At 63.0% G+C, this 24,676-nt stretch carries 20 protein-coding genes; 11 read left to right on the forward strand and 9 right to left on the reverse strand.

Features of this window, described 5'->3' with window-relative positions:
- The first annotated feature begins 3 nt into the window (after positions 1–3).
- Together rodA and HWE17_RS13780 are read left to right on the forward strand one after the other, a co-directional pair.
- Positions 4–1,119 carry a rod shape-determining protein RodA gene (rodA, locus tag HWE17_RS13775; RefSeq protein ID WP_035824498.1) on the forward strand — a complete coding sequence of 372 codons (1,116 nt, stop codon included), beginning with the start codon at positions 4–6 and terminating at the stop codon, positions 1,117–1,119.
- Positions 1,119–2,162 carry a septal ring lytic transglycosylase RlpA family protein gene (locus HWE17_RS13780; protein WP_035824500.1) on the forward strand — a complete coding sequence of 348 codons (1,044 nt, stop codon included), beginning with the start codon at positions 1,119–1,121 and terminating at the stop codon, positions 2,160–2,162. The genes rodA and HWE17_RS13780 overlap by 1 nt, the downstream gene beginning before the upstream one ends.
- Here the strand turns inward: HWE17_RS13780 and HWE17_RS13785 are convergent, their stop codons facing one another.
- Genes HWE17_RS13785 through argS form a run of 7 tightly spaced genes read right to left on the reverse strand, consistent with a single transcriptional unit; the run spans position 2,163 to position 8,372 of the window.
- Positions 2,163–2,858: an SPOR domain-containing protein gene (locus tag HWE17_RS13785; RefSeq protein WP_176389124.1), complete on the reverse strand. Its 696-nt coding sequence runs from the start codon at positions 2,856–2,858 to the stop codon at positions 2,163–2,165.
- On the reverse strand, positions 2,852–3,610 hold the full coding sequence (locus HWE17_RS13790; protein WP_176389125.1) for a type III pantothenate kinase: 759 nt from the start codon (positions 3,608–3,610) through the stop codon (positions 2,852–2,854). Before HWE17_RS13790 ends, HWE17_RS13785 begins: the two co-directional genes overlap by 7 nt.
- A gap of 4 nt (positions 3,611–3,614) precedes the next feature.
- Positions 3,615–4,409: a biotin--[acetyl-CoA-carboxylase] ligase gene (locus HWE17_RS13795; RefSeq protein ID WP_176389126.1), complete on the reverse strand. Its 795-nt coding sequence runs from the start codon at positions 4,407–4,409 to the stop codon at positions 3,615–3,617.
- Between the two features lie 15 nt (positions 4,410–4,424).
- Positions 4,425–5,219, reverse strand: coding sequence for an SDR family oxidoreductase (locus HWE17_RS13800; RefSeq protein ID WP_176389127.1), 795 nt, complete (start codon positions 5,217–5,219; stop codon positions 4,425–4,427).
- Between the two features lie 37 nt (positions 5,220–5,256).
- Complete coding sequence (locus HWE17_RS13805) at positions 5,257–5,928, reverse strand: thiol:disulfide interchange protein DsbA/DsbL (RefSeq protein WP_176389128.1); 672 nt, start codon at positions 5,926–5,928, stop codon at positions 5,257–5,259.
- A gap of 9 nt (positions 5,929–5,937) precedes the next feature.
- A complete protein-coding gene (locus HWE17_RS13810; RefSeq protein WP_176389129.1) occupies positions 5,938–6,642 on the reverse strand; it encodes an SPOR domain-containing protein in 705 nt (234 codons plus the stop codon).
- A 20-nt stretch (positions 6,643–6,662) separates the two neighbouring features.
- On the reverse strand, positions 6,663–8,372 hold the full coding sequence (gene argS, locus HWE17_RS13815) for an arginine--tRNA ligase (RefSeq protein ID WP_176389130.1): 1,710 nt from the start codon (positions 8,370–8,372) through the stop codon (positions 6,663–6,665).
- A 376-nt stretch (positions 8,373–8,748) separates the two neighbouring features.
- Here argS and rsmB point away from each other — a divergent pair, with 376 nt between their 5' ends.
- The 8 genes from rsmB to HWE17_RS13855 all read left to right on the forward strand — a co-directional run bounded on the left by rsmB (position 8,749) and on the right by HWE17_RS13855 (position 16,973).
- Positions 8,749–10,170 carry a 16S rRNA (cytosine(967)-C(5))-methyltransferase RsmB gene (gene rsmB / locus HWE17_RS13820; RefSeq protein WP_176389131.1) on the forward strand — a complete coding sequence of 474 codons (1,422 nt, stop codon included), beginning with the start codon at positions 8,749–8,751 and terminating at the stop codon, positions 10,168–10,170.
- 97 nt (positions 10,171–10,267) lie between these two features.
- A complete protein-coding gene (locus HWE17_RS13825) occupies positions 10,268–10,774 on the forward strand; it encodes a DUF4390 domain-containing protein (RefSeq protein ID WP_225243733.1) in 507 nt (168 codons plus the stop codon).
- Positions 10,774–13,071: a PAS domain-containing sensor histidine kinase gene (locus HWE17_RS13830; protein ID WP_099403349.1), complete on the forward strand. Its 2,298-nt coding sequence runs from the start codon at positions 10,774–10,776 to the stop codon at positions 13,069–13,071. Before HWE17_RS13825 ends, HWE17_RS13830 begins: the two co-directional genes overlap by 1 nt.
- A 98-nt stretch (positions 13,072–13,169) precedes the next feature.
- Positions 13,170–13,889 carry a response regulator gene (locus tag HWE17_RS13835; protein WP_035824525.1) on the forward strand — a complete coding sequence of 240 codons (720 nt, stop codon included), beginning with the start codon at positions 13,170–13,172 and terminating at the stop codon, positions 13,887–13,889.
- A complete protein-coding gene (locus tag HWE17_RS13840) occupies positions 13,886–14,287 on the forward strand; it encodes a GTPase (protein WP_176389132.1) in 402 nt (133 codons plus the stop codon). Before HWE17_RS13835 ends, HWE17_RS13840 begins: the two co-directional genes overlap by 4 nt.
- Before the next feature lie 153 nt (positions 14,288–14,440).
- Positions 14,441–14,698 (forward strand): DUF3567 domain-containing protein, encoded by a 258-nt coding sequence (locus HWE17_RS13845; RefSeq protein WP_035824528.1) that lies wholly within the window; start codon positions 14,441–14,443, stop codon positions 14,696–14,698.
- Between the two features lie 77 nt (positions 14,699–14,775).
- Positions 14,776–15,555, forward strand: a complete 780-nt coding sequence (locus tag HWE17_RS13850; protein WP_081922850.1) for a class II glutamine amidotransferase — start codon at positions 14,776–14,778, stop codon at positions 15,553–15,555.
- A gap of 137 nt (positions 15,556–15,692) precedes the next feature.
- The gene (locus HWE17_RS13855; protein ID WP_035824533.1) at positions 15,693–16,973 is read left to right on the forward strand and encodes an EAL and HDOD domain-containing protein; all 1,281 of its coding nucleotides are present in this window, start codon (positions 15,693–15,695) and stop codon (positions 16,971–16,973) included.
- Positions 16,974–17,129: 156 nt separating this feature from the next.
- On the opposite strand, the gene HWE17_RS13860 is transcribed toward HWE17_RS13855, so the two are convergent.
- Together HWE17_RS13860 and metH are read right to left on the reverse strand one after the other, a co-directional pair.
- The gene (locus tag HWE17_RS13860) at positions 17,130–17,501 is read right to left on the reverse strand and encodes an SPW repeat protein (RefSeq protein ID WP_099403347.1); all 372 of its coding nucleotides are present in this window, start codon (positions 17,499–17,501) and stop codon (positions 17,130–17,132) included.
- Positions 17,502–17,612: 111 nt separating this feature from the next.
- A complete protein-coding gene (gene metH / locus HWE17_RS13865) occupies positions 17,613–21,407 on the reverse strand; it encodes a methionine synthase (protein ID WP_176389133.1) in 3,795 nt (1,264 codons plus the stop codon).
- Between the two features lie 651 nt (positions 21,408–22,058).
- On the opposite strand from metH, the gene HWE17_RS13870 reads away from it, so the two are divergent.
- The gene (locus tag HWE17_RS13870; RefSeq protein ID WP_176389134.1) at positions 22,059–24,536 is read left to right on the forward strand and encodes an IPT/TIG domain-containing protein; all 2,478 of its coding nucleotides are present in this window, start codon (positions 22,059–22,061) and stop codon (positions 24,534–24,536) included.
- Positions 24,537–24,676: the final 140 nt, after the last annotated feature.

Here is a 24,676-nt window from a genome sequence, read left to right on the forward strand (position 1 = left end):
CACATGCCCATTAACGAGAGGCGCTCGCTGTGGCGGCGCGCCAAACCCTATCTGGCGGTGTTCGATCCGCCGCTGATGATCATCATCCTGATGCTGCTCAGCACCAGCTTGCTGACCCTGTATTCGGCCAGCATCGGCATCCCCGGCAAGATCGAAGACCACCTGCGCAACATCCTGCTGTGCTTTTTCGTCATGTGGGTGGCGGCCAACGTCACGCCGCAGATGATGATGCGCATCGCCGTGCCGGCATATACGGTGTCCGTGATCCTGCTGGTGGCCGTGGCGCTGTTCGGCACCATCAAGCTCGGTGCGCGGCGCTGGCTGCATATCGGCGTGATCGACATCCAGCCATCCGAATTCCTGAAGATCGCCACACCGCTGATGCTGGCCTGGTTCTTCCAGCACAATGCGGGCGCCCTGCGCTGGAAATCGTTCCTGATGGCGGCGATACTGTTGCTGGTGCCCGTCTATCTGATCGCGCGCCAGCCCGACCTGGGCACGGCGCTGCTGGTGGTGGCGGCCGGCTTTACCGTCATCTTCCTGGCCGGCCTGTCGTGGAAGGTGCTGGCCGGCTTGCTGATCACCTTTGTTTCCTGCCTGCCGATTGCCTGGTCGCACCTGCATGATTACCAGCGCGACCGCGTGATGATGCTGATCGACCCGACCAAGGACCCGCTGGGCAAGGGCTTCCATATCATCCAGTCCATCATCGCCATCGGTTCCGGCGGCATGACGGGCAAGGGCTGGACGCACGGCACGCAAGCCCACCTGGAGTTTGTTCCGGAACGCACGACCGATTTTATTTTTGCCGTGTATTCCGAGGAATTCGGCCTGGTTGGTAACTTGATCCTGATGCTGATGTATTTGCTGCTGGTGGGACGGGGGCTGATGATCGCCGCCAACGCCCCCAGTTTTTTCACTCGCCTGCTGGCAGGAGCGATCACCATGATTTTCTTTACTTACGCCTTCGTTAATATGGGTATGGTCAGCGGCATCGTGCCGGTGGTCGGCGTACCCCTTCCATTCCTCAGTTATGGCGGCACCGCGCTGCTGACCCTGGGCGTGGCCACCGGTATCCTGATGAGCATTCAGCGCCACCGCAAGCTGGTGCAGACCTGATGCGCGCGCCTTTCGATACCTTCGCCATGCGCGGATTGAGCCTGGCCGCTTTGCTGACCCTGGCCGCCTGTGGCACGACGCCGCAAAAGCCCGCATCGAATAACGTGCCGCTGCCATCCGGCGGCAAGGTCAAGGTGCCCGTGCGCCAGGATCCCACCCTGCCGGTATTGCCGGCGGCCGGCTCCGGGCGCGGCGGCTACTACAAGGATGATGGCCCGGGCGACAATCCGCCCGCCAACCTGCGCGACGTGCCCGACGCGGAAGTGCGCAACGAGCCGTATTCGACGCGCTCGAACCGCCCCTATGTCGTCTTCGGCAAGACGTACACGCCGATCACCGACAACGAACCTTTCAAGCAGAAGGGCACGGGCACCTGGTATGGCAAGAAATTCCATGGCCAGCGCACTTCGTCGGGCGAAATTTACGATATGTACAAGATGACGGCGGCCCATCCAACCTTGCCGATTCCGTCGTATGCGCGCGTGACGAGCATCGACAGCGGCGAGCAGGTGATCGTGCGCATCAACGACCGCGGCCCGTTCCACGCCACGCGCGTCATCGACGTGTCCTACACGGCGGCGCTGAAACTGGGCTTCCTTGGCAAGGGCAGCCATCAGGTGGTCGTCGAACGCCTGCTGCCAGCCGATATCGACGCCATCCTGGCGGCCCGTGCGGCGCCGAAGCCTGTACCTTCCGTGGTCGCCATCTCCATCGACACGCCCGTGGAAACGGGCGCCGTGGTGCAGCCGGAAGTGTCGTCGCAGATGCTGCCCGTCGATGCGACGGTGGCCATGCCGGCACCGGCGGCGCTGGCCAGCGGCTTTTATCTGCAGCTGGGCGCCTACTCGCGCGCCGACAATGCGGAATCGGGACGTTCGCGCCTGGCGCCGTATGCGGCGGGCCTGGGGACCCTGGGCGTGGTGCAGGCCGGTAACCTGTTCCGCCTGTACGGCGGACCGTTCTCCAGCCGCGCCGAAGCGGCACGGGCGGCGGCGAATTTACCGGAATCGACGGGCATCAAGCCTATTGTCATCCAACGCTAGCTACTTACAACTGCGCAATTCCTGCTCCGGGAATTGCGTTTTGATTTTCTCCAGCCGGGCGCGCGTGGCGGCGTCGAGGTCGCGGAACTGGTAAGCGAACTGCTTGCTGGCGCTGTAGCGCGGTGCGACGCGGGCGCTGTGCACGCCCTGTTTGTTGAGTGATGCCAGCTGGCTTTGCGCGCTGGTTTCCGACTTGAATACGCCCAGTGAAATGCCCCAGCGCAGCGGGCTGCTTTCATTCATGATGAAGTAATTCGTCACGCCCAGCTGCTTCAATTCGCCGGCCTTGCGGTCGGCGCCTTCCTTGCTGCCCTGCGGCGGGATGTACACCATGTAGCTGGAAATGTCCTGGCCTGCCACGTTGCGGCGCGACTGGCGGTCGCCCAGGTCCAGTGCCGCCACTTGCGCCTCGAAGCGGCGCCCGTCCGCCAGCAGGAAATTGCCCACTTCCGTACAGGCATACGATGGCGGCGGCGCCGGTGCCGCCGCAGGCTTCGCAGCCTCTTCGGCGGCTGGCGGCGCGGCGGATGCGGTGGCCTGCTCCTGCGTCAGCAAGCTGAGTTTATTCGCTTGCAGCTGGTTTTTCAGGCGCGCCGGCTCGCGCGTCTCCGTGCGAAAACTGCCCAGATAACCCTGGCCGATGGCCAGCACCAGCAGGTTGACGCCGGCCAGCAGCCAGAAGACGAATTTCAGCATACGTGGTTTCCTTGTGTTCCTGCGGCCCCGGCGCGCGCAGCCGCCTGCAGGCCGAGCATGACGATATTATCGACCAGGTGCAGCGGTACCGCCAGCGCCAGGGCCGGCGCGATGCGTGCTGCGGCGCCGCCCGACAACAGACAGGCGCTGGCGCCGTGCATGCGCACGGCCCGTTCGATGGCGCCCGCCTGGGCCGCCAGGCAGCCGGAGAGGATGGCGTCGTCCGTGTTGTCGGCAAAGCCGGCCGGCAGCGCGGCGTCGCTGGCGATTTGCGGCAGCTGCGCCGTATTGCGCGCCAGCGAGCTGGCCATCAATCCCAGTCCCGGCAAGATCATCCCGCCAAGGAAAACGCCATCGGCCGTGATGGCGTCGATGGTGGTGGCGGTGCCGCAATTGGCGACGATGACGGCCTGGCCAGGCGCCAGCGCGTGCGCGCCGATGGCGGCGGCAAAGCGGTCGCAGCCCAGCTGAGATGGCGTGCGGTAGCCGTTCGTCAGGCCCGCCAGCTGCGGCAGCGAGACAAAGTCGCGGGCCGCGACCGGCAGCATGGCGCGCAGGCGCGCGCCGATGATGGCGCCTGCCACATTCGACAGCAGCACCTCATGAATGGCGAGTGTCGCCCATTGCGCGGCCAGCGTGTCGATCTGCGCATGCGCGACGGCGCCGCTGGCCAGCCAGCCGCCGGCGGTACTGCCGGCGGCCACGAGTGCCCATTTGATGCGCGTATTGCCGGCGTCGATCAGCAGCAGCATGTGCTTACTCCCCCAGCAGGCGCAGGGACACGTCGCCGGACATGACTTCCTGCAGCCCGCCATCGGTGCGCAGCAGCAGGCGGCCCAGTTGGTCCACGCCGGCCGCCACGCCTTGCTGCAGCAGCTGGCCGTTGTCGAGAATTTTCACGTGCTGGCCCTGCCACGCGTGCAGCGCGTTCCAGCGCTCCGTGAAAGGCGCGAAGCCCGTGTCGTCGAATTCGGCCAGCACGCCGGCCAGGCGGCTCAAGAGCCCTGCCACCAGCGTATTGCGCTCCATCTGCGCCAGCCAGGGCACGGCCGAGACGCTGCGCCCGATCTGCCGTTCCAGTGCATCGGGCATCAGCAGATTGATGCCGCAGCCGATCACGGCCCACACGGCACCATCGGTCGTCTGCTGCGTCTCGACGAGGATGCCGGCCAGTTTATGGCCATCCTTGAGCAGATCGTTCGGCCACTTCAGTTGCACCGGCACGCCCAGCGCCGTCATGGTCTCGGCCAGCGCCACGCCGACGGCCAGCGGCAATCCCACCAGCTGGTGCAGCGGTCCCTTGAAGCGCCAGGCCAGCGAGAACATCAGGCTGGCGTCCGCCTGCGACACCCACGGCCGCCCGGCGCGCCCGCGTCCGGCCGTCTGCTGGCCGGCGATGCGCAGGGTGGGGCCGGCCAAGGTGGCGCAGCGCGCCAGCAGGTCGGCGTTGGTCGATCCCGTTTCGTCGACCACTTCAATTGCCACGTGGGAGGCGCCGGTGGCGCAATGGGCGGCGATGGCCGCGCTGTTCAGGTCTGAGTGCTTCGTCATGGGGAGGATATGGTTTTACTGGCTGTCGCCGGATGGCTTGCTGCGCGCTTTGTGCGGCGCGTTGGCGAAGGCCAGGTCGTAGACGGCATTGGGCAGCGCGCGCAGCAGCTTGGCGACGACGCCCATCTGCCACGGGATTACGCGATAGCTGTCGCCGTCGGCGATGGCGCGCGCGGCGCGTGCGGCGAATTTTTCGGCCGGCATCAAAAAGGGCATGCGGTAGGCGTTGTGGCGCGTCATCGGCGTGTCGATGTAGCCGGGCGTGATGGTGACGACCTTGACGCCAGCCGGTTTCAGTTCCAGGCGCAGCGATTCGCAGTAGCTGATGACGGCCGCTTTCGAGGCGCTGTAGGCTTCGGCGCCGGGCAGGCCGCGGATGCCGGCCACGCTGCCGATGCCCACCAGGCGTCCGCTGCCCTGGCTTTTCATGCTGGCGATGAAGGGCGCGAAGGTGGCGACGGTGGCCGTGACGTTGATGGCGATCAGGCGCGCGAAGGCGTCCAGGTCTTCCGCGTGCTCGCTCAGGGTGCCGTAGGACACGCCGGCGCTGGCGATGACGACGTCGATGCCGCCGGCATGGGCGATGAAGTCGGCGGCCGCGCTTTTCAGGGCGGCGTGATCGCACACATCGACGGCGTAGGCGCGGTGGCGTTCAGGGTGGGGCAGGGAGGCGATCAGTTGCTGCAGGGTGTCGCCGCGGCGGGCCAGCAAGCCCAGATGGGCGCCCTGACGCGCGTACTGCAGCGCCAGGGCGGCGCCCAAGCCGCTCGACGCGCCCGTGATGAATACGCTGTAAAGCACGCGTTGCATCAGACGATGCCCGGGCGCGCCAGGGAAGTGGCCATGCTTATTTCTTTTCCGCTTTGGCTTTCGCGACCAGCACGTCCATCACGCTGAGCGCCTGGGCGTTCAGCTGCTCTTCGTTCTTGGCCGATTTGCTGCCCTGATCGGCTTGCGACGGCGAGGTGATGTAGCGGCCATCGATGGCGATCATGGGCCAGAACGTCACGTTATAACCCTGCATCATGGCGTCCGCGCGGCGCACGCGGGCCGAGACACCCATGGAACGGTAGGTGTCGATGAATTTCTGGCGGTCCACGCCCTGTTTGGCGACGAAATCGAAAACGGCGTCGTCGGTGTTCAGGCGGTTGCGTTCCACGTGCATGGCGTGGAAGACGCTGGTGTGCAGCTTGTCGACCAGGCCCATGGCTTGCAGGGTGAAGAACAGCCGCTGCTGCGGCGCCACGCTGTCATCGCGCGACACGTGCACGCGCTTGAAGACGATGTTGTCGCCCTGTTTCTTGACCCAGGCCGCCAGCTGCGGTTCGAGCACGTTGCAATGCGGGCAGTAATAGGCGAAGAATTCCGTCACTTCGATTTTCTTGCCCGCTTCCGTCGCCTGCGGCGTGGGCAGGGTTTCGTACTCGACGCCGTTTTTCGGCTCGGCCGGCGAGGCCGATGCGCCCATGGCGGCCGTGCACAGTGCGACGGCGATCAGAATGTTCTTCAGAAAACGCATGCTGGTTCCTTATTTTTGGTTGCGGACGACGGCGACGTCGATGCCGTTTTCAGACAGTTTCGTGCGCGCGCGGTTCATCGCTTCGAGCTGGTTGAACGGTCCGACGCGCACGCGGTGCAGCACGCCGGCGTCGGTGCTGCGGTCGCTGATGGCCGCTTCGAAGCCGAGCAGCGCCAGTTTGCCGCGCGTGCTTTCGGCGTCCGACATGTCATGGAAGGCGCCGGCCTGCAGATAATAAATCCATTTGTCGCTGGCTGCATCGGCCTTGGCTTCTTTCACGTCGGCCTTGGCTTGCGGCGCTGCTGGTGCTGCCGCCGGCGTTTTCGGCGCCGGCTTGTCCTTCAACGTACCGATCAATTCCTGCAGCGCGTCCGGCGGCGGCGCCTTTGGCTGCTGCGCTGGCGCCGGTGCCGGGGCAGCTGGCTGCGTCGGCGTGACGATCTCGCGCGGCTCCTTGGAGAAGTCGCGCGCCGCTTCCTTGGCCGCTTCCTTGTTGCCGTACATCGGCTTGTTCGGATCGGCGATCTGGCCGGCCGTCGGTTCGGTCGATTTGCCGGCCTTGCCCGACTTGTCGGTGAAGGGCGAGGCGCCCTTGGTGATCACCAGGGCGACCACCACGGCGATGCCCAGGCCGATGACCAGGCCGATGATGATGCCGACCAGGGTATTGCCCTGCTGGCGCCGGGTCGAAGAGAAACGGGAAGCGTGATTCATTGACGGTTTGACCTTCGCGATTACATTTTGTTTGGCGCGGATACGCCGATCAGTGCCAGGCCGTTGCGCAGTACCTGGCGCGCGGCGATGACGAGGGCCAGGCGGGCCATCTTGACGGCTTCGTCCTCGACCAGCACTTTTTCGGCGAAGTAGAAGCTGTGCAGGTTGGCGGCCAGGTCGCGCAGGTAGAAGGCGACCTGGTGCGGTCCCAGTTCCGCTTGCGCACGCGCCAGCATTTCCGGGTAGGCGGCCAGGGTCGCCAGCAGGGTTGCTTCGGTCGGCGCCGTCAGTGGGGAAAGGTCGACGTTGGCGGCCGTGCTGGCATCGCCGCCCCAGTTTTCCAGGATGCGGCAGATGCGCGCATGCGCGTACTGCACGTAATAGACGGGGTTTTCATCGGTGGTTTTCAGCGCCACGTCGACGTCGAAGACGAATTCCGTGTCGGCCTTGCGCGAGATCAGGAAGAAGCGCACGGCGTCGCGGCCTTTGGCGATGTCGCCGCCGCCCGACCATTCGATCAGGTCGCGCACGGTGACGTAGGAGCCGGCGCGCTTCGAAATCTTGACTTCTTCGCCGTCCTTCATGACGGTGACCATCTTGTGCAGCACGTAGTCGGGGTAGCCTTGCGGGATGCCCATGTCGACCGCCTGCAGACCGGCGCGTACGCGCGCGATGGTGCCGTGGTGGTCGCTGCCCTGAATATTGATGGCTTGCACGAAGCCGCGCTGCCATTTCACCAGGTGGTACGCGACGTCCGGCACGAAATACGTGTAGGTGCCGTCCGTCTTGCGCATCACGCGGTCCTTGTCGTCGCCGAAGTCGGTGGTGCGCAGCCACAGCGCGCCATCCTGCTCGTAGGTGTGGCCCGCCTTGATCAGGGTTTCGACGGCGCTATTGACCTTGCCGTCCGCGTACAGCGACGATTCCAGGTAGTAATTGTCGAACTTCACGCCAAACGCCTGCAAGTCGATGTCCTGCTCGTTGCGCAGGTAAGTCACGGCGAACGGGCGGATCGAATCGATGTCTTCCACGTTGCCATTGGCCGACGCCGGCTGGCCATCGCTGGCCGAGACGGTCTTGCCGGCCTTGAAGTCGTTGGCGATGTCGGCGATGTAGTCGCCGTTGTAGGCGGACTCTGGCCATTCGGCATCGCCGGGCTTGAAGCCGCGCGCGCGCGCCTGCACGGAATTGGCCAGGGTCTGGATCTGCACGCCTGCGTCGTTATAGTAGAACTCGCGCGTCACCTGGTAGCCTTGCGCGTCGAACAGCGAGGACAGGGCGTCGCCCAGCGCCGCCTGGCGGCCGTGGCCCACGTGCAGCGGACCGGTCGGATTGGCCGAGACGAATTCCAGGATGACTTGCTTGCCGGCGCCTGCCGTGCTGCGGCCATAGCCGTCGGCTTCGCTCAGGATGGTTTTCACCACGGCCTGCTTGGCGGCGTTTGACACGCGCACGTTGATGAAGCCGGGACCGGCGATTTCCACTGCCTCGATCAGGCCCTTGCCGGCCGGGTTAGCCAGTACGGCCGTCACGATGGTTTGCGCCAGTTCGCGGGGATTCTGTTTCAGCTGCTTGGCCAGTTGCATGGCGATATTGCAGGCGACGTCGCCATGCGATGCATCGCGTGGTCGCTCGAGCACCACGGCAGGCGCTAGCGAAGTGCCGGCCAGGACGGGAGCGAGGGCGGCCTGGAACAGGGCGATGATTTCTTGTTTCTGTTGGGCGAGCATGAGCAGGATGGCGGCGGAACCGCGTTAAGAATGAATAGAATGAATCAAAAAGCAAAACGGACGGCCAGTACCCAAGCCGCCCAGACTGCGTTAATTATACTGGTTTGCTGCCGGGAACAATACGCTGGCAGGCAGTGTGCCCGTGCCGGCGCGTTTCACGATATTATCAGGACAGCATGCCCATGTTGGTGCACGAAAACATCAGCATGGGGCATTCTGCTTGTATATATGCAGTTTTTTGCCGCAATTTACAGGTATCGCTGCAATCGCCTGGGCCAGAGGGCGCCACAAACGCTACAATCGACCCTTTATTGATGACGCGCGGCCGCGACTTTGCCACCATGCAGCCCGCCGCGCGCAGCCACACCGGATAACTATGAACAAGCGCCCTACGCTGAAATTGAAAACCAAGCCGGCGCCAGGCCAGGCGCCTGCCGCACCGAAACTGCGTCCCAGCTACCATCCCGACCTGAAACCGGTCTTGCAGCCAGGCTTCCAACCCGATTTGCGCGCCGACTCGCTGGCGTTTTGCCTGCTGGGCGCGGCCAATGCCGTGGCGCAAGTGCGCACGGGCACGGCCCTGCCGCAGGCGCTGGCCAAGGTGTTTATGCAATCGAACGCCAGCCCGCAGGCGCGCGGCGCGATCCAGGATATTTCCTATCGCACCATGCGCCAGCTGGGCCGCAGCGAAACCCTGGTCGGCCTGATGACGTCGAAGGCGCCCGAGCCGCCGATGCTGGCCGCGCTGCTGTGCTGTGCGCTGTCGCTGATGTCGGCCGAGCCGGGCGAGCAGCCGTACGAAGAATTCACGGTGGTGGACCAGGCCGTCACGGTCGCCACCTCGCACCCTGACCTGGCGCACGCCAAGGGCATGGTGAATGCCGTGCTGCGCCGTTTCTTGCGCGAGCGCAAATCCTTGCTGGAAGCGGCCCTGCAGCAGCCGTTGGCGCAATGGAATTATCCGCAGTGGTGGATCGACTCGCTGCGCCTGGCTTATCCGCGCGACTGGCAAGCCATTTTGACGGCCGGCAATGCCGTGCCGCCCTTGACCCTGCGCGTGAACCGCCGCAAGAGTACGGTCGAAGCGTATCTGGCCGTGCTGGCGGAGGCGGGCATTGCCGCGCGCCAGGTGGGACCGTTCGCCGTGCGCCTGGACAAGCCGATCGGCGTGGCCCTGATTCCCGGCTTTGAGCAGGGCGTCGTCTCCGTGCAAGATGCTGGCGCGCAACTGGCCGCGCCGCTGCTGGACTTGCACGATGGCATGCGCGTGCTGGACGCCTGCGCGGCACCTGGCGGCAAGACGTGCCACATCCTGGAACTGGCCGACGTGCACGTGACGGCCATCGACGCGGACGCCAAGCGCCTGCCGCGCATCGCGGAAAACCTCGAGCGTCTGGGCCTGGACGCCACCCTGAAGGCGCAGGATGCGCAATCGAGCGCGTGGTGGGACGGCCAGCAGTTCGACCGCATCCTGGCCGACGTGCCGTGCACGGCCTCGGGCATCGTGCGCCGCCATCCGGACATTCGCTGGTTGCGCCGCAAGGGCGATGCGTTCCAACTTGCAACACTTTCATCCAAAATTCTGGACAACCTGTGGCAGATGCTGCGCCCCGATGGTAAATTGCTGTTCGTGACATGTTCATTGTGGCCGCAAGAATCCGAGGCACAGGCGGCGGCATTTGCGGTACGCAATAATGCAACCCGATTGACAGCGCCTGGCCAGCTGTTGCCGACTGGCAGCGCGGAGCAGGACCACGACGGTTTGTTCTATGCGCTCTTCCAAAAAAATGCGGCTTGAGCGATTCGTCGAACCTTATCCTACGGACTACACCGGCACACTTGTGACAACACGACTCTTCCGACTCCTGGCCCTGCTGCTGATGCTGGCATGTACCATGCCACGCGCGCATGCCGCCGACATGGTCGACATCACCCGTGCCTACATCGAGTCGGGCGAAGAGGGCTACAAGCTGGCCGCCACGTATTCCTTCGAGCTCAATCACGACCTCGATGATGCGGTACAGCATGGCGTGCCGCTGTATTTCACGACCGAAATCGAACTGACCCGGCCCCGCTGGTACTGGTTCGATGAAAAAGCCATCGTGGCGCGCCAGACCAGCAAACTGTCCTACAACGTGCTCACGCGCCAGTATCATGTGTCTGGCGTTGGCTTGCAGCAAAGCTTCCCCACGCTCGACGATGCGCTGTTCCTGATCCGCCGTCCCAGCCGCTGGCTGGTGGCGCGGCGCGGCGAGCTGAAAGTGGGGCAGACGTATAACGTCACCTTGCGCATGGGCATGGACCGCGACTACCTGCCCAAGCCGATACAGGTCAATGCCTTCAATAACAGCGACTGGCGCCTGGCTTCGAATAAAAAAACCTTCTTGTATACGGCGGAGTAGTGAGTCAAGCATTGCGCTATCTGCTGGTGGTGGGCGGCGGCATTGTCAGTATCCTGCTGTTCCTGCTGGCGTCGGCTTCCGACAATTCCGGCTTTTTCGACCGTTACTACACCTGGCTGCTGGGCCTGAACGCGGCTGTCGCCGTGTCGCTGCTGGCGCTGGTGGGCATTTCCCTGGCCCGCCTGTACGCGCGCTACAAGAGCGGCAAGTTCGGCTCCAAGCTGATGACGCGCCTGGTGATGCTGTTCGCCGCCGTCGGCATCCTGCCGGGCCTGGTGATTTTCCTTGTGTCAGTGCAATTTGTTTCCCACTCGATCGAATCCTGGTTCAACGTCAAGATCGAAGCGGCGCTGGAATCGGGGATTGAGCTGGGCCGTGCCGGCCTCGACGCGGCCTTGGTCGAGCTCGACCACCGGGGCCGCAAGGCCGTCGAAGAAATGGGCGCCGACCCGGTGGCCGGCCCGGCCGTGCTGACCAGTCTGCTGCGCGAAGAGGGCATGCAAAATGCCATGCTCGTCAGCGGCGACGGTGTGCTGCTGGCCAGCGCCGGGCCGCACAGCGCGGCCGACTTGCCGACGCCGGCCATGCTGGTGCAGGCGGCCTTGCCGGCCGGCTATGCCTCGGCCGAAGGGGGGCTGGAGTTGCACGATGATGGCGCGGAATCGGGTGGCGGTGGTTTCCGCTCGGGCCTGCCAGCGTCGCTGGAAACGGCGGCCAGCCTGCGCCTGCGCGTGCTGGTAGCCGTGCCGGGACCGTCCGTCTCGCCCCGCTATTTGCAACTGCTGCAATCGGTGCCGCCCAAGCTGGCGACGAACGGCGAGGTGCTGCGCGCCGCCTACAGCGAATACAAGGAACGTTTCGTCGCGCGCGTGGGCTTGCGCAAGATGTATATGGAAATCCTCACCCTGACCTTGCTGCTGGCCATCTTTGGCGCCATCGGCAGCGCTTTCCTGATCGCGGGCAACCTGGCCCAGCCCCTGCTGCTGCTGGCCGAAGGCACGCGCGCCGTGGCCGAGGGTGACCTGTCGCCGCGTCCCATCGTTGCCACCAAGGATGAACTGGGCACCCTGACGCAGTCGTTCAACATCATGACGCGCCAGTTGCTCGATGCGCGCACGGCTGTGGAAAGCAACCGCGCCGCCTTGCAAAACGCCAAGGCCCACCTGGAATCGGTGCTGGCGAACATGTCGGCCGGCGTGATGGTGCTCGACGGCGACTTCAAACTGGTGACCTGCAATGAATCGGTTGAGCGCATCCTGCAGCATTCGGGCATGAGCATGGTGGGCCAGCCGCTGGCGCATATTGTTGGAATGGAAGAGTTTGGCGGCGCCATCATCAGCGCCTTCACGGCGCAAAGCGCGCAATCGGCGTCGGGCCGCAACCAGCAGCGATTGCACTGGCAGCGGCAGATCGAGATTCCGCGCCGCCTGGGCAGTAGTGCCGACGAGCATGACATCACCTTGCTGGCGCGCGGCTCGCGCCTGCCGCTGGAGTCCGGCAGCGGCTACATCGTCGTCTTCGATGATATTTCCGACGTGATTTCCGCGCAGCGCTCGATCGCCTGGGGCGAGGTGGCGCGCCGCCTGGCGCATGAAATCAAGAATCCGCTCACGCCGATCCAGCTGTCGGCCGAGCGCCTGCAGATGAAGCTCGAAGGCAAGCTGGAGCAGCTCGATGCCGATCTGCTCAACCGCGCCACCACCACCATCGTCAAGCAGGTCGATGCGATGAAGCGCATGGTCGACGACTTCCGCGACTATGCGCGCACGCCGCCGGCCGTGCTCACGCCGCTGCGCCTGAACGAGCTGATCGAGGAAATCCTGAACCTGTACCTGCGCGGCGACGATGGCGACATCATCCACCCGCTGCTGGCGCCGAATCTGCCGATGGTGATGGGCGATCCGACCCAGTTGCGCCAGGTGATCCATAACCTGCTGCAGAATGCGCAGGACGCGATGGCCGACCTGCCGCCGGACTCGCCGCATCCGCGGATTGACGTAAGGACGGAAGCAATTCATTATCGCAGTGCGGACGGCGGCGTGAATATCGCCGTGCGGCTGGCCATCAGCGACAATGGCCCTGGTTTCGCGCCAAAAATCCTGGCACGGGCTTTCGAGCCCTACGTGACCTCGAAGGCGCGCGGCACGGGATTGGGCCTGGCGATGGTCAAGAAAATTATCGATGAACACGGCGGACGCATCGATATCGAGAACCGGGTCGACGGCAATGGCGCTTCGGTGGTCATTTTGCTGTTAAAGTTAGCTCCCGACACTCCTGCCCAGGAATTCCTGGCGTGAGGGTCTGGTTTAGTATTTAAAACACTAATAAAATCATAGTTGTCCGCCGTGTGCATCTTGTGCGCGACGGCCGGCGAAATGAGGAAGGCAAGACACGAATGGCAAACATACTCGTAGTGGATGATGAAATGGGTATCCGTGAGTTGCTCTCGGAAATTTTGGGCGACGAAGGACATGCTATCCAGCTGGCCGAAAATGCGCAGCAGGCACGCGAAGCGCGTGCCGCCGGTGCGCCGGATCTGGTATTGCTGGATATCTGGATGCCCGACACCGATGGCGTCACCTTGCTCAAGGAATGGCAGCGCGACGGTTTGCTGACCATGCCGGTGATCATGATGTCGGGCCACGCCACCATCGATACGGCGGTCGAGGCGACGCGCATCGGCGCCATGAACTTCCTGGAAAAACCGATTGCCCTGCAAAAACTGCTGAAGGCGGTCCAGCAAGGCTTGACGCGGGCACAGGAAACCGTGCGCGCGCCGAGCGTGGCAGCGCGTCCCGTGGCGCCCGTGGTGGCCGAGGAAAGCAGCCATCCCGTGCCCAGCTTTGGCGGCAGCGCGCCGCAACAGCTGATGGTACGCCCAGGCATCGCCGTCCCGGCGGTGGCCGAAGGCCATGGCTACAACCTGTCGTTCGACTTGCCCCTGCGCGAGGCGCGCGACGCGTTCGAGCGCATGTATTTCGAACACCACCTGGGTCGCGAAGGCGGCAGCATGACCCGCGTGGCGGAAAAAACGGGCCTGGAGCGCACCCATTTGTACCGCAAGCTGAAACAGCTGGGCGTCGAACCGGGCAAGCTGGCCAAGAAAAGCCTGTGACGGCAGCCGTGCGGCGTCCGACGCCGCTGACCCTGGTCAGCGGTGGACGCGCCGCCGGGCGCGAGGCTGCCATCGCGCAAGCCTTGCCGCCGAACCAGCCGGCCGCCGTGATCCTCGAAGGCCTTGCCGATGGCAACGCCATCCTGGCCGACCTGGCCGAGCAAGTTTCCCCTTCTCCATCATTTCCCTTGCAACTGTTGCGCATCGCACCCGGTTGCCTGTGCTGCAGCGGCAATCTCGTATTGCGTGTAACATTGAATCGTCTGCTGCGCCATCCACCCGCGCACTTGTTCATCAGCCTGGCTGACGCCACGCACATCGAACAATTGCGCACCTGGCTCACCGCCAGTCCCTACGATGCCTTGCTGGCGCTGCAAGCGGACATCGTGCTTGCCTGACGATTTTTCGATCGACTTACCGCAGTCGCAGTTTGCATCTCGTTACAACTCTGTAGCCCGCAGGGTGGCCTGGCCGCTTGAAATGGCGGCGTGTGAACCCCACCTCTGTCCTGAAACCGCAGGAGCTTCTCCTGCTTGAGCGAAGGATGCAAAATGAACCTGATCTATAACAGCGAACAATACAGCGTCGTGGAATTCGGCATCGACGGCGACCTGGAAGCCCTGCGCTTTGGCGGCTATGAAATCGTCGACAAGGGGGGCAAACGCGAGACATTTATCGCCGGCATCCTGGCGCAAAACTTTCGCCGCGACGTCACGGAGCTGATCGCCAGCGAACCCAGCATGGAAGAGATCGATGAATTCCTGGGCAGCTACGATTCCCTCATGAGCCAGCCCGTGCTGTTGCACTGATCGGATGGCCATCGCCGCCATACCAATCCGCCAGGCGGCGTGGTATGGTGGCCGTGTTATCCCGCTGCAAACAGACCATGTGCCAACTTCTCGGAATGAATTGCAATGTCCCCACGGACATTGTCTTTAGTTTTACCGGCTTCGCCATGCGCGGCGGCCATACCGATACCCACCATGACGGCTGGGGCATCGCCTTTTTCGAAGGCGCCGGCGTGCGCCATTTCGTCGACCACCAGGCGGCCATCGCCTCGCCAGTGGCCGAACTGATCAAGCGCTACCCGATCAAGTCGCGCAATGTCATCGCGCATATCCGCAAGGCCACGCAAGGCCAGGTGGCGCTGGAAAACTGCCACCCCTTCGTGCGCGAACTGTGGGGCCGCTACTGGGTCTTTGCCCACAATGGCGATTTGAAGGAATTCCATCCCGTGCTGACGGGCAGTTACCGCCCCGTCGGCTGCACCGACAGCGAACTGGCTTTCTGCTACCTGCTGCAGGAATTGCACGCGCGCTTTGGCGACGCTCCGCCGGCCTTGCCGCAACTGCATGCGGCCCTGGGGGAGTTGTTGCCCAGCATCGCTGCCCACGGCACCTTCAACATGATGCTGTCGAGCGGCGAGGCGCTGTTTGCCCATTGCTCGACCAGCTTGCACTATCTGGTGCGACAACATCCGTTTCCAACTGCTAAACTCTCCGATGAAGACCTGAGCGTGGACTTTTCCCAGGTCACGACACCGCAGGACAGAGTGGCCGTGATCGTTACCCAGCCGCTGACGACAAATGAGCAATGGACGGCGTTTGCGCCGGGCGAGTTGAAATTATTTGTCGACGGGATGGTGCAAGACACGCCAGTGCCCTAATTTGTTGACGACAATAAACTGGATTGCTGCCAAAATACCCACAGCGCGGGCGGAATTCAGCTAAAGTATTGTCAATAGTGAACCTTGATACGGGCGCGGCGCGGCCGGTGTCACTCGACGTGATTGATGAAGAGTTAATGATCGATATTTCCAGCAACGACATCACCCCGAAACCCTTGCGCGTGCGCGAGTTCTATCTGGGGCGACAACCTATTCTTGACCGCAATCAAGCCCTGTTTGGCTATGAGTTGCTATTCCGCAACGCTCCGGTCGGTCCCGCCAACATTACCAGCGACCTGTCCGCCACGGCGTCCGTCATCGCCCACGCTTCCCAGCTGGGCATGGAAAAGGTCATCGGCGACGCGCTCGGTTTCGTCAACGTCGATGCCGACGTGATCATGAGCGACATCTTCGTCTTCCTGCCGCGTGAAAAAGTGGTGCTGGAAATCGTCGAATCGATGCCCGTCACGCCGGAAGTGCGCGCGCGCATCAGTGAACTGGTGGGCCATGGCTTCACCTTTGCGCTGGAAAACGTCGTCTCCGACACGGCGCAAGTGCAGGAACTGCTGCCGCTGGTGCAATACGTCAAGATGGACATGAGCACGGTCGATCCGAAAGTGCTGGCGGCCCTGGCGCCCCGTTTCAAGCAGGAAAACAAGAAACTGGTGGCGGAAAAGGTCGAGACGCGCGAAGAATTCAAATCGGGCCTGGACCTGGGCTTCGATTACTTCCAGGGTTATTACTTTGCCAAGCCCGCCATCATGACGGGCAAGAAGCTGTCGCCGTCGCAACTGGCCGTCATGGAACTGATGACACTGGTGACGTCCGACGCCGACAATATGGACATCGAGCGCGCCATCAAGCGCGACGTGTCGCTGGCCCTGAACCTGCTGCGCCTGGTCAATACGCCGGCCGTGGGCGCGCGCCAGCGCATCGATTCGCTGAGCCAGGCCGTCACCGTGCTGGGCCGCCGCCAATTGCAGCGCTGGCTGCAAATCATGCTGTATGCGGAGCCAAGCAAGCGCGGTCATAGCATGACGCCGCTGCTGATGCTGGCCACCACGCGCGGCCGTTTGCTGGAATTGCTTGCGCATAAACTGCGCCCCAACCACGCCCATTCGGCCGATATCGCCTTTACGGTCGGCATCATGTCGCTGATGGATACCCTGTTCGGCGTGCCGATGTCGGAAATCCTCAGCCAGATCGAAGTCATCGACGAAGTGGCCGAAGCGCTGCTGTCGCGCGAAGGTTTCTATGGCGACCTGCTGCGCCTGGCCGAATGCATCGAGCGCATCGAAGACATGGAAGGCGAGATCGTGCCAACCCTGCGCGACCTGGCCATGTCGCCGGACGACCTGGTGGAGCTGGAAATGGCCGCCTACGAATGGAGCGATAACGTTGTAAGGTATGCGCTGTAGGTCGGATTAGCGCGGCCGCCAGGCCACGCGTAATCCGACAACATTGTTGGCGATGACTGTGGTGTCGGATTACGCGCAAGCGCTAATCCGACCTACGCGACCCGTCCAAAAAAACAGCCCTGCACGGCGTCGCCGTGACAGGGCTTTTTTGCGCCGCTACGCCGCCGCACCTGGCCAGTGCTTGTGCAGCTCGGGGTCGGTGCGCAATTCCCACAGGGCCAGCACGACGACGGCGATACCGACGATCAGCTCGTTCCACATGACGACGGGCTGATCGGCCAGCCGCAGCACCCACGGCGAGGCCGCCACCCACACGCCCACCAGCAGGTTGACGACGACGGCCCAGAAATAGGTCTTGTACAGGTCGAAGGCGGCCAGACCGGCGATCACCAGGCCCGAGACAAAGGCGTTGATCATCTGCGGTGACCCCTCGGGGTAGGAAAAGGCCCAGGGCGAGACGACGAGCCACAGGCCCAGCAACAGGATCACCTGATCCTGCCAGCGTTTCAGTTTGAAGTTGCTTGCCATATTACCTCCTTGCCAATTGAGAACGGGCCGGAGCGGGCATGCAGCATGCCGGCCGGCATACTGCGTTAGTGCGCTGCGGCGCGCGAAAAGTTCCGCGCGCCTTCTCACCGCTTATGACAGGTTCGGCGACAGCCAGCGTTCCACGTCCTCGATATTGGCGCCACGGCGCTTGGCCATGTCTTCCACCTGGTCCATGCCGATCTTGCCGACGACGAAGTATTTCGATTCCGGGTGGGCAAAATAGAAGCCGGACACGGCCGCGCCGGGGAACATGGCGTACGATTCCGTCAGCTGCATGCCGATTTCCTCGGCCTGCATGACCTCGAACATCTGTTTCTTGACCGTGTGCTCGGGGCACGCGGGGTAGCCTGGCGCCGGGCGGATGCCGACATATTTCTCGGCGATCATGTCGTCGTTGCCCAGGTGTTCATCCGGCACATAGCCCCACAAATCCTTGCGTACGCGCTCGTGCAGGTATTCGGCAAACGCCTCGGCCAGGCGGTCGGCCAGCGATTTGAGCATGATGGACGAGTAATCGTCGTGCGCATCCTCGAAGCGTTTTTCGTACTTTTCAATGCCCAGGCCGGACGTGACGGCGAACATGCCGATGTAATCTTTCACGCCCGATGCCTTCGGCGCAATGAAATCGGCCAGGCACTGGTTTGGACGCTGCACGCCGTCGACCACGGGTTTGACGCCCTGCTGGCGCATGCCGTAGTAGGTGAACGCCACGCTACTGCGCGTATCGTCCGTGTACACCTCGATATCGTCGTCATTGACGCTGTTGGCCGGCAGCAAGGACACGACGCCATTGGCCGTCAGCCAGCGTCCGTCGATGAGCTTTTTCAGCAAGGCCTGGCCTTCCGCGTACACCTTGGTGGCCGCGTCGCCCACCACTTCATCCGTCAAAATGGCGGGGAAGGGGCCAGCCAGGTCCCAGGTCTGGAAGAACGGGCCCCAGTCGATATAGTTGGCCAGGGTGGCCAGGTCGACATTTTTAAACAGGCGGCGGCCGATGAACTTTGGTTTCACGGGCGTGCAGGCGCCGTCGAAAGGCACGACCATCCGGTTGGCACGCGCTTGCGCCAGCGGCAGGATGGGCAGGGCCTTCTTGTTGGCGTGCTGCTCGCGGATGCGCGCGTAGTCGAGTTCGATGTCTTCCACGTACTTGTCGCGCTGTTCCGGCGTCAACAGCGACTGCGCCACGGACACGGAACGCGAGGCATCCGGCACGTAGATCACGGGGCCTTCGTAGTTATGCGCGATTTTCACGGCCGTGTGGGCGCGGCTGGTGGTGGCGCCGCCGATCAGCAGGGGAATCTTGAGCATGCGGAAATGTTCGTCGCGCTGCATTTCCTTGGCGACATACGCCATTTCTTCCAGGGACGGCGTGATCAGGCCAGACAGACCAATGATGTCGGCGTTTTCCACCTTGGCGCGGGCCAGGATTTCCGAGCACGGCACCATCACGCCCATGTTCACCACTTCGAAGTTATTGCATTGCAGAACGACGGTCACGATGTTCTTGCCGATGTCATGCACGTCGCCTTTCACGGTCGCCATGATGATCTTGCCCTTCGGCTTGGCGACGATACCCGTGCGCTTTTCTTCCAGCAGCTTTTCTTCCTCGATAAACGGGATCAAGTGGGCCACGGCCTGTTTCATCACGCGCGCCGATTTCACCACTTGCGGCAGGAACATCTTGCCCTGGCCAAACAGGTCGCCGACCACGTCCATGCCGGCCATCAGCGGCCCCTCGATCACGTGGATCGGGCGCCCGCCATTGTGCAGCAGCTCCTGGCGCGCTTCTTCCGTGTCTTCCACGATGAATTGCGTGATGCCGTGCACCAGCGCATGCGACAGGCGCGCCTGCACCGTGCCTTCGCGCCAGGCCAGGGTTTGCGCCTCGGCCTTGCCGCCCGCCTTCAGGGTGCCGGCAAATTCGATCATGCGCTCGGTCGAGTCTTCGCGGCGGTTCAGCACCACGTCTTCCACGCGCTCGCGCAATTCCGGGTCCAGGTTGTCGTAGACGCCCACCATGCCGGCGTTGACGATGCCCATGGTCATGCCGGCCTTGATGGCGTGGTACAGGAAGACCGTGTGGATGGCTTCGCGGGCGGGATCGTTGCCGCGAAAACTGAAGGACACGTTCGATACGCCGCCCGAGATCTTCGCGTACGGCAAGTTTTCCTTGATCCAGCGCGTGGCGTTGATGAAGTCGACGGCGTAGTTGTTGTGCTCTTCGATGCCGGTGGCGACGGCAAAGATGTTCGGGTCGAAAATGATGTCTTCCGGCGGGAAGTCCAGCGCGTCGATCAGCAGCTGATACGCGCGCGCGCAAATCTCGATCTTGCGCTCGAAGGTGTCGGCCTGGCCCTTCTCATCGAAGGCCATGACGATGACGGCCGCGCCATAGCGGCGGCACAGTTTCGCCTGGCGCAGGAATTCCTCTTCGCCTTCCTTCATGGAAATCGAGTTGACGATGGCCTTGCCCTGCACGCATTTCAGGCCCGCTTCGATGACCGACCATTTCGACGAGTCGACCATGATGGGCACGCGCGAAATATCGGGTTCCGAGGCGATCAGGTTCAAAAAGCGCGTCATGGCGGCCAGCGAATCGAGCATCGCTTCATCCATGTTGATGTCGATCACTTGCGCGCCGTTTTCCACTTGCTGGCGCGCCACGGACAGGGCTTCGTCGTATTGCTCGTTGAGAATCATGCGCGCGAACGCTTTCGAACCCGTGACGTTGGTGCGCTCGCCCACGTTGACGAACAGCGACTCGTCATTGACGACGAACGGTTCCAGGCCCGCCAGGCGCAAGTCGTGCGATGGCGCCGGTACGGTGCGCGGGGTGTTTTTCGACAGCAATGCGCCGATGGCGGCGATGTGCTCGGGCGTGGTGCCGCAGCAGCCGCCCGCCATGTTCAAAAAGCCCGCGTCGGCAAATTCGCGCAGCAGGGCGGACGTGTCGGCTGGCAACTCGTCAAAGCCCGTGTCGCTCATGGGGTTGGGCAAGCCCGCGTTCGGGTAGATGCAGACGAAAGTGTCGGCGATCTTGGCCAGCTCTTCCGCGTACGGACGCATCAGGGCGGCGCCCAGCGCGCAGTTCAGGCCGATGGTCAGCGGTTTTGCGTGGCGCACGGAATTCCAGAAGGCGGGCACGGTCTGGCCCGACAGGATGCGTCCCGACGCATCCGTGACGGTGCCGGAAATCATCAAGGGCAGGCGCACGACGGTCGGGTTTTGCTCGTAGAACAGGTCGATGGCGAACAGGGCCGCCTTGCAGTTGAGGGTATCGAAAATGGTTTCCACCAGCAGCACGTCGGCGCCGCCTTCCACCAGGCCCTGCGTCTGCTGCAGGTAGGCGGCCACCAGCTGGTCGAAACTGACGTTGCGCGCGGCCGGGTCGTTCACGTCGGGCGAGATCGACGCCGTCTTCGGCGTGGGCCCGAGGGCGCCGGCGACGAAGCGCGGCTTGTGCGGGGTGGAATACTTGTCGCAGGCGGCGCGCGCCAGTTTTGCCGCCTGCACGTTCATTTCATAGGCCAGGTGGGCCATGTGGTAATCGTCTTGCGCGATGGTCGTGGCGCCGAAGGTATTCGTTTCGATCAGGTCGGCGCCGGCCGCCAGGTAGCGCTCGTGGATTTCCTGGATGATGTGCGGCTGCGTCAGGGTCAGCAATTCATTATTGCCCTTGACGAACAGTTCGCGCGCGCCACTGTCGGCCGGCGCGGTGAAATCGATGAAGCGGCCGGCGGGGCCGCCACGGTACGCTTCTTCGTCGAGCTTGTATTGCTGGATGATCGTGCCCATCGCGCCGTCGAGAATCATGATCCGTCGCGCAAGAATGGCGCGCAAGGTGGCTTCGGTCGGGGACATGGCGGGGATCACGGTATCGTTCATTTCATGCTTTCAATAGGCAAACGGGCGGCGGCGCGGCGACAAGACAGGTACGAGGCGGATGCGGCCAGCAGGATCAGCTGACGGAGAGTGCCGGCCGGGTAGGGCAGGCAGAAGGTGGCAATCGCCTGATTTCACCGGGTCTAAAATTATACGGCATCAGGCTGCTTTGGTTTTAAGCAAAAGCGGCCGTTCGCCCCACGGCAGGCGTGGTTGCAACACATTGCAACACATCGCCCTCCGCCACGCCAGCTTCTGAAAATTACATTCCTGAAAATCTTACTCAAAACGTTAATTTTTCCGCCAAAGTTGGCAGGGAGATACTGCTCTCTAGACTGTGGAAAAATTTCCACATTATTTGCGCCATATCCGCATATTTTTAATGAGCCGAATAGCAATAGCTGCAAAGGAAAGTAATTTCGATTTAAGTCAATACAGAGTGAAGCCAATAATGCTCAAAATAAAATTTGCCAAGACGATATTTTAATTATTATCAAAACCAATTGAATCAAAAGCATTAATAGTTGTCTTTAGGAATCGAATTAACCCATAATATTGGTTCTTCGAAAATAAATTCTCACCAAAAGTCACCAATATGTCACATTTATCTCGTGTCCTCCCCGGCATCGCGCTGCATCAACATGGTTGCCAGCCATGAAAAACCATTTGCTTGTAGCATTGTTTGTCATGCTGGGCCTGTCCGCCTGCGGCGGCGGGGGCGGTGGTGGTGGCGACACGGTGGTGGCGACCACCTCGGGTACGCCCGTCCTGATTCCCGCCGTGACGGCCGTCTCGGCGGCGAATGTCGCCATCGGTGGCAGCCTGGTGGTGACGGGCACGAATCTGAGCCGTGTGACGGCTTTCCAGGTGGGTGGCGTGAACGTTGCCGCCAGTGCCAGCAGCGACACCAGCGTGACTCTGGCCATGCCGGGCGTGCCCGTCACGGGCGCCTTGAGCCTGGTCAGCGCCAGCGGCACGGCGGCCACCAGCTATAACGTCACTGTGTACCTGCCATTGAGCGTGGGCAGCGTCGCACCGGCGACGGGCGGTGTCGGTTCCAGCGTGACGATCACGGGCGCCGGCATGGGCGCCGTGACGGCGGTACAGTTTGGCAATGGCGCGGCGGCAACGCCGCAAAGCCAGACGGCCAGCAGCGTGACGGTGGTAGTGCCTGCGGGCGCCGCGACTGGCGCGCTGACGGTGCGCGGCCCCTACAACGATGTCGCCAGCGGCGACGCGTACACGGTCCTGGCCAGCGTGGCGGTGACGTCGATCTCGTCGGTCGTCAACGGCACGACCTTGTCGGTGACGTTGCAGGGCAGCAATCTCGATCAGGTCAGCTCGGCTTCGGTGGGCAATACGCCTGCCGTCATCGTCAGCGCCAGCGCCAGCCAGCTGCTGCTGTCCGCGCCAGCCTCGGCAACGGGCAACGTGATGTTGTCGGCCGCGTCGCGCATCGCCGTGAATGCGGGCACGGTGTCGGCCTTTACCTTGGGCAGTATTGATTTCGCGCAAGTACTGAATTTGAACGCCAGCAATACAGCCTTGCGCCTGACGCGCGGCAAGCCGGCCGCCGTGCGCGTGTCCGTGCTGGGCGCGCAAGTGGGCCAGACCAGCCCGGCTGTCACCTTGAATGCGACGGCCGCCAATGGCAGCAATCTGGGCAGCATCGCGATGACGGGGCCGGCGCTCTTGCCGGCGACGAAGAACGATGACAGTTTCAATGGCAACTTCAGTGCCGTCCTGCCTTCCGGCTGGATCTTGCCCGGCGTGCGCGTGCGCGTGACGGCTGTCGGCAATGATGGCGTGCAAGTGAGCCAGGAAGCGGCGCCTGCGGTGGCCAGCCTGGCCAAAATTCGTCTGGTGCTCGTGCCCTTGAGCACCGATGATGGCGTGGCGCAACTGCCTGACGCCGAGGTGATCCGCGCCGCGCTGCTGCGCGTGTATCCGTATGCGACGGAAAATATCAGCATCACGACGCGCACTGCGCTGAGCATGCCAGGCAGCAGCACGGCCGACAGCTGGTGGAGCGATACCCTGGGCAAGCTGGAAAACCAGCGCGCGCTGGAAGACAGCGGCGCCTATTATTATGGTTTCGTGCCGAAGATGTCCGTCAACAACGCCGCCGGCCTGGCCTATATCAACCAGCGCAGCAGCGGCAGCGACTTCACGTCGGCCATCGGCCTCGATGCCAGTTCCAACCGCATCGCAGCGGTCGACCCCTTCGGCAATCAATGGCCTCTATGGCTGACCACGCTCGTGCATGAGCTGGGCCACAACCACTCGCTGCAGCACGTAGCCTGCGGCGGTCCAGCCAATGCGGCTCCCGACTACCCGTATGCCAATGGCGATCTGGGTCCGCAAGCGCTGTACAACAGCAACTACGCGGGCAGCATCGGCCAGCTGAGCAAGGCAGTCTATGGCAGCACGCCGATGAAGGACGTGATGAGCTATTGCAGCGGCGCCTGGTTCTCCGACTACAGCTATGCGCGGGTGCAGCAATTCCTGGAAAAACGCAGCACGCAAGTTACGGGCAGCAATGTGCTGGCCGCCAGCATGTCCGTGGCCGAGAATGGCTATCTGACGATTTCCGGCCGCATCACGCCATCGGGCGTGGGTCTGCGTCCCGCCGTTGCTTCGTCGGTGCGCATCGGCGTCGCTGCCAGTGGCAGCGGCCATGCTTATACCTTGCGCGTGCTGACGGCGTCGGGGCAGACTATCGACTTGCCCTTCGATGCCGTCTCCGTGGCCGACCATGGCGGTAACGCCATGAGCCATTTCCGCGTCAGCTTCGCCAACCCGGGCGATATCAGCGACGTGCAAGTGCTGCAAAACGGCAAGGCTTTAGCCAAGCTGGAGCGCCCGGCGCGCCGCAGCAAGGTCGCCGCCAACGATGCCACGTTCGATGCGACACAAAGCGGCGGCAAGCTGGCGCTGGTCTGGAATGCCCAGTCGGAACCGTATGCCGCCGTGCTGTACGTGGCCGCCGATGGCCGCAAGACGGTGGTCGCCACTGACTTGACGGGTGGCAAAGCCAGCGTCGACGTGAGCGCCTTGCCGGCCGGCGGCCGTTTCGAGGTCAGCCTGTCGTCGTCCGTGGGCGCACGCCTGATGAAGGTGCAGCGCCGCTAAGCCAGGGCGCTGGATGCAACAAGGGCTTGCCGCGGCAAGCCCTTTTTTTATGTGCGCAGCATTCGTGCGCAAACTGCACAAATCCTGTGCCGCGCGCAGGCTGCCATTTCTCATCCCGCCTGCCTAGAATGGGACTTCAT

This window comes from Janthinobacterium sp. BJB401, from assembly GCF_013372745.1.
GTDB classification, from domain to species: domain Bacteria; phylum Pseudomonadota; class Gammaproteobacteria; order Burkholderiales; family Burkholderiaceae_D; genus Janthinobacterium; species Janthinobacterium rivuli.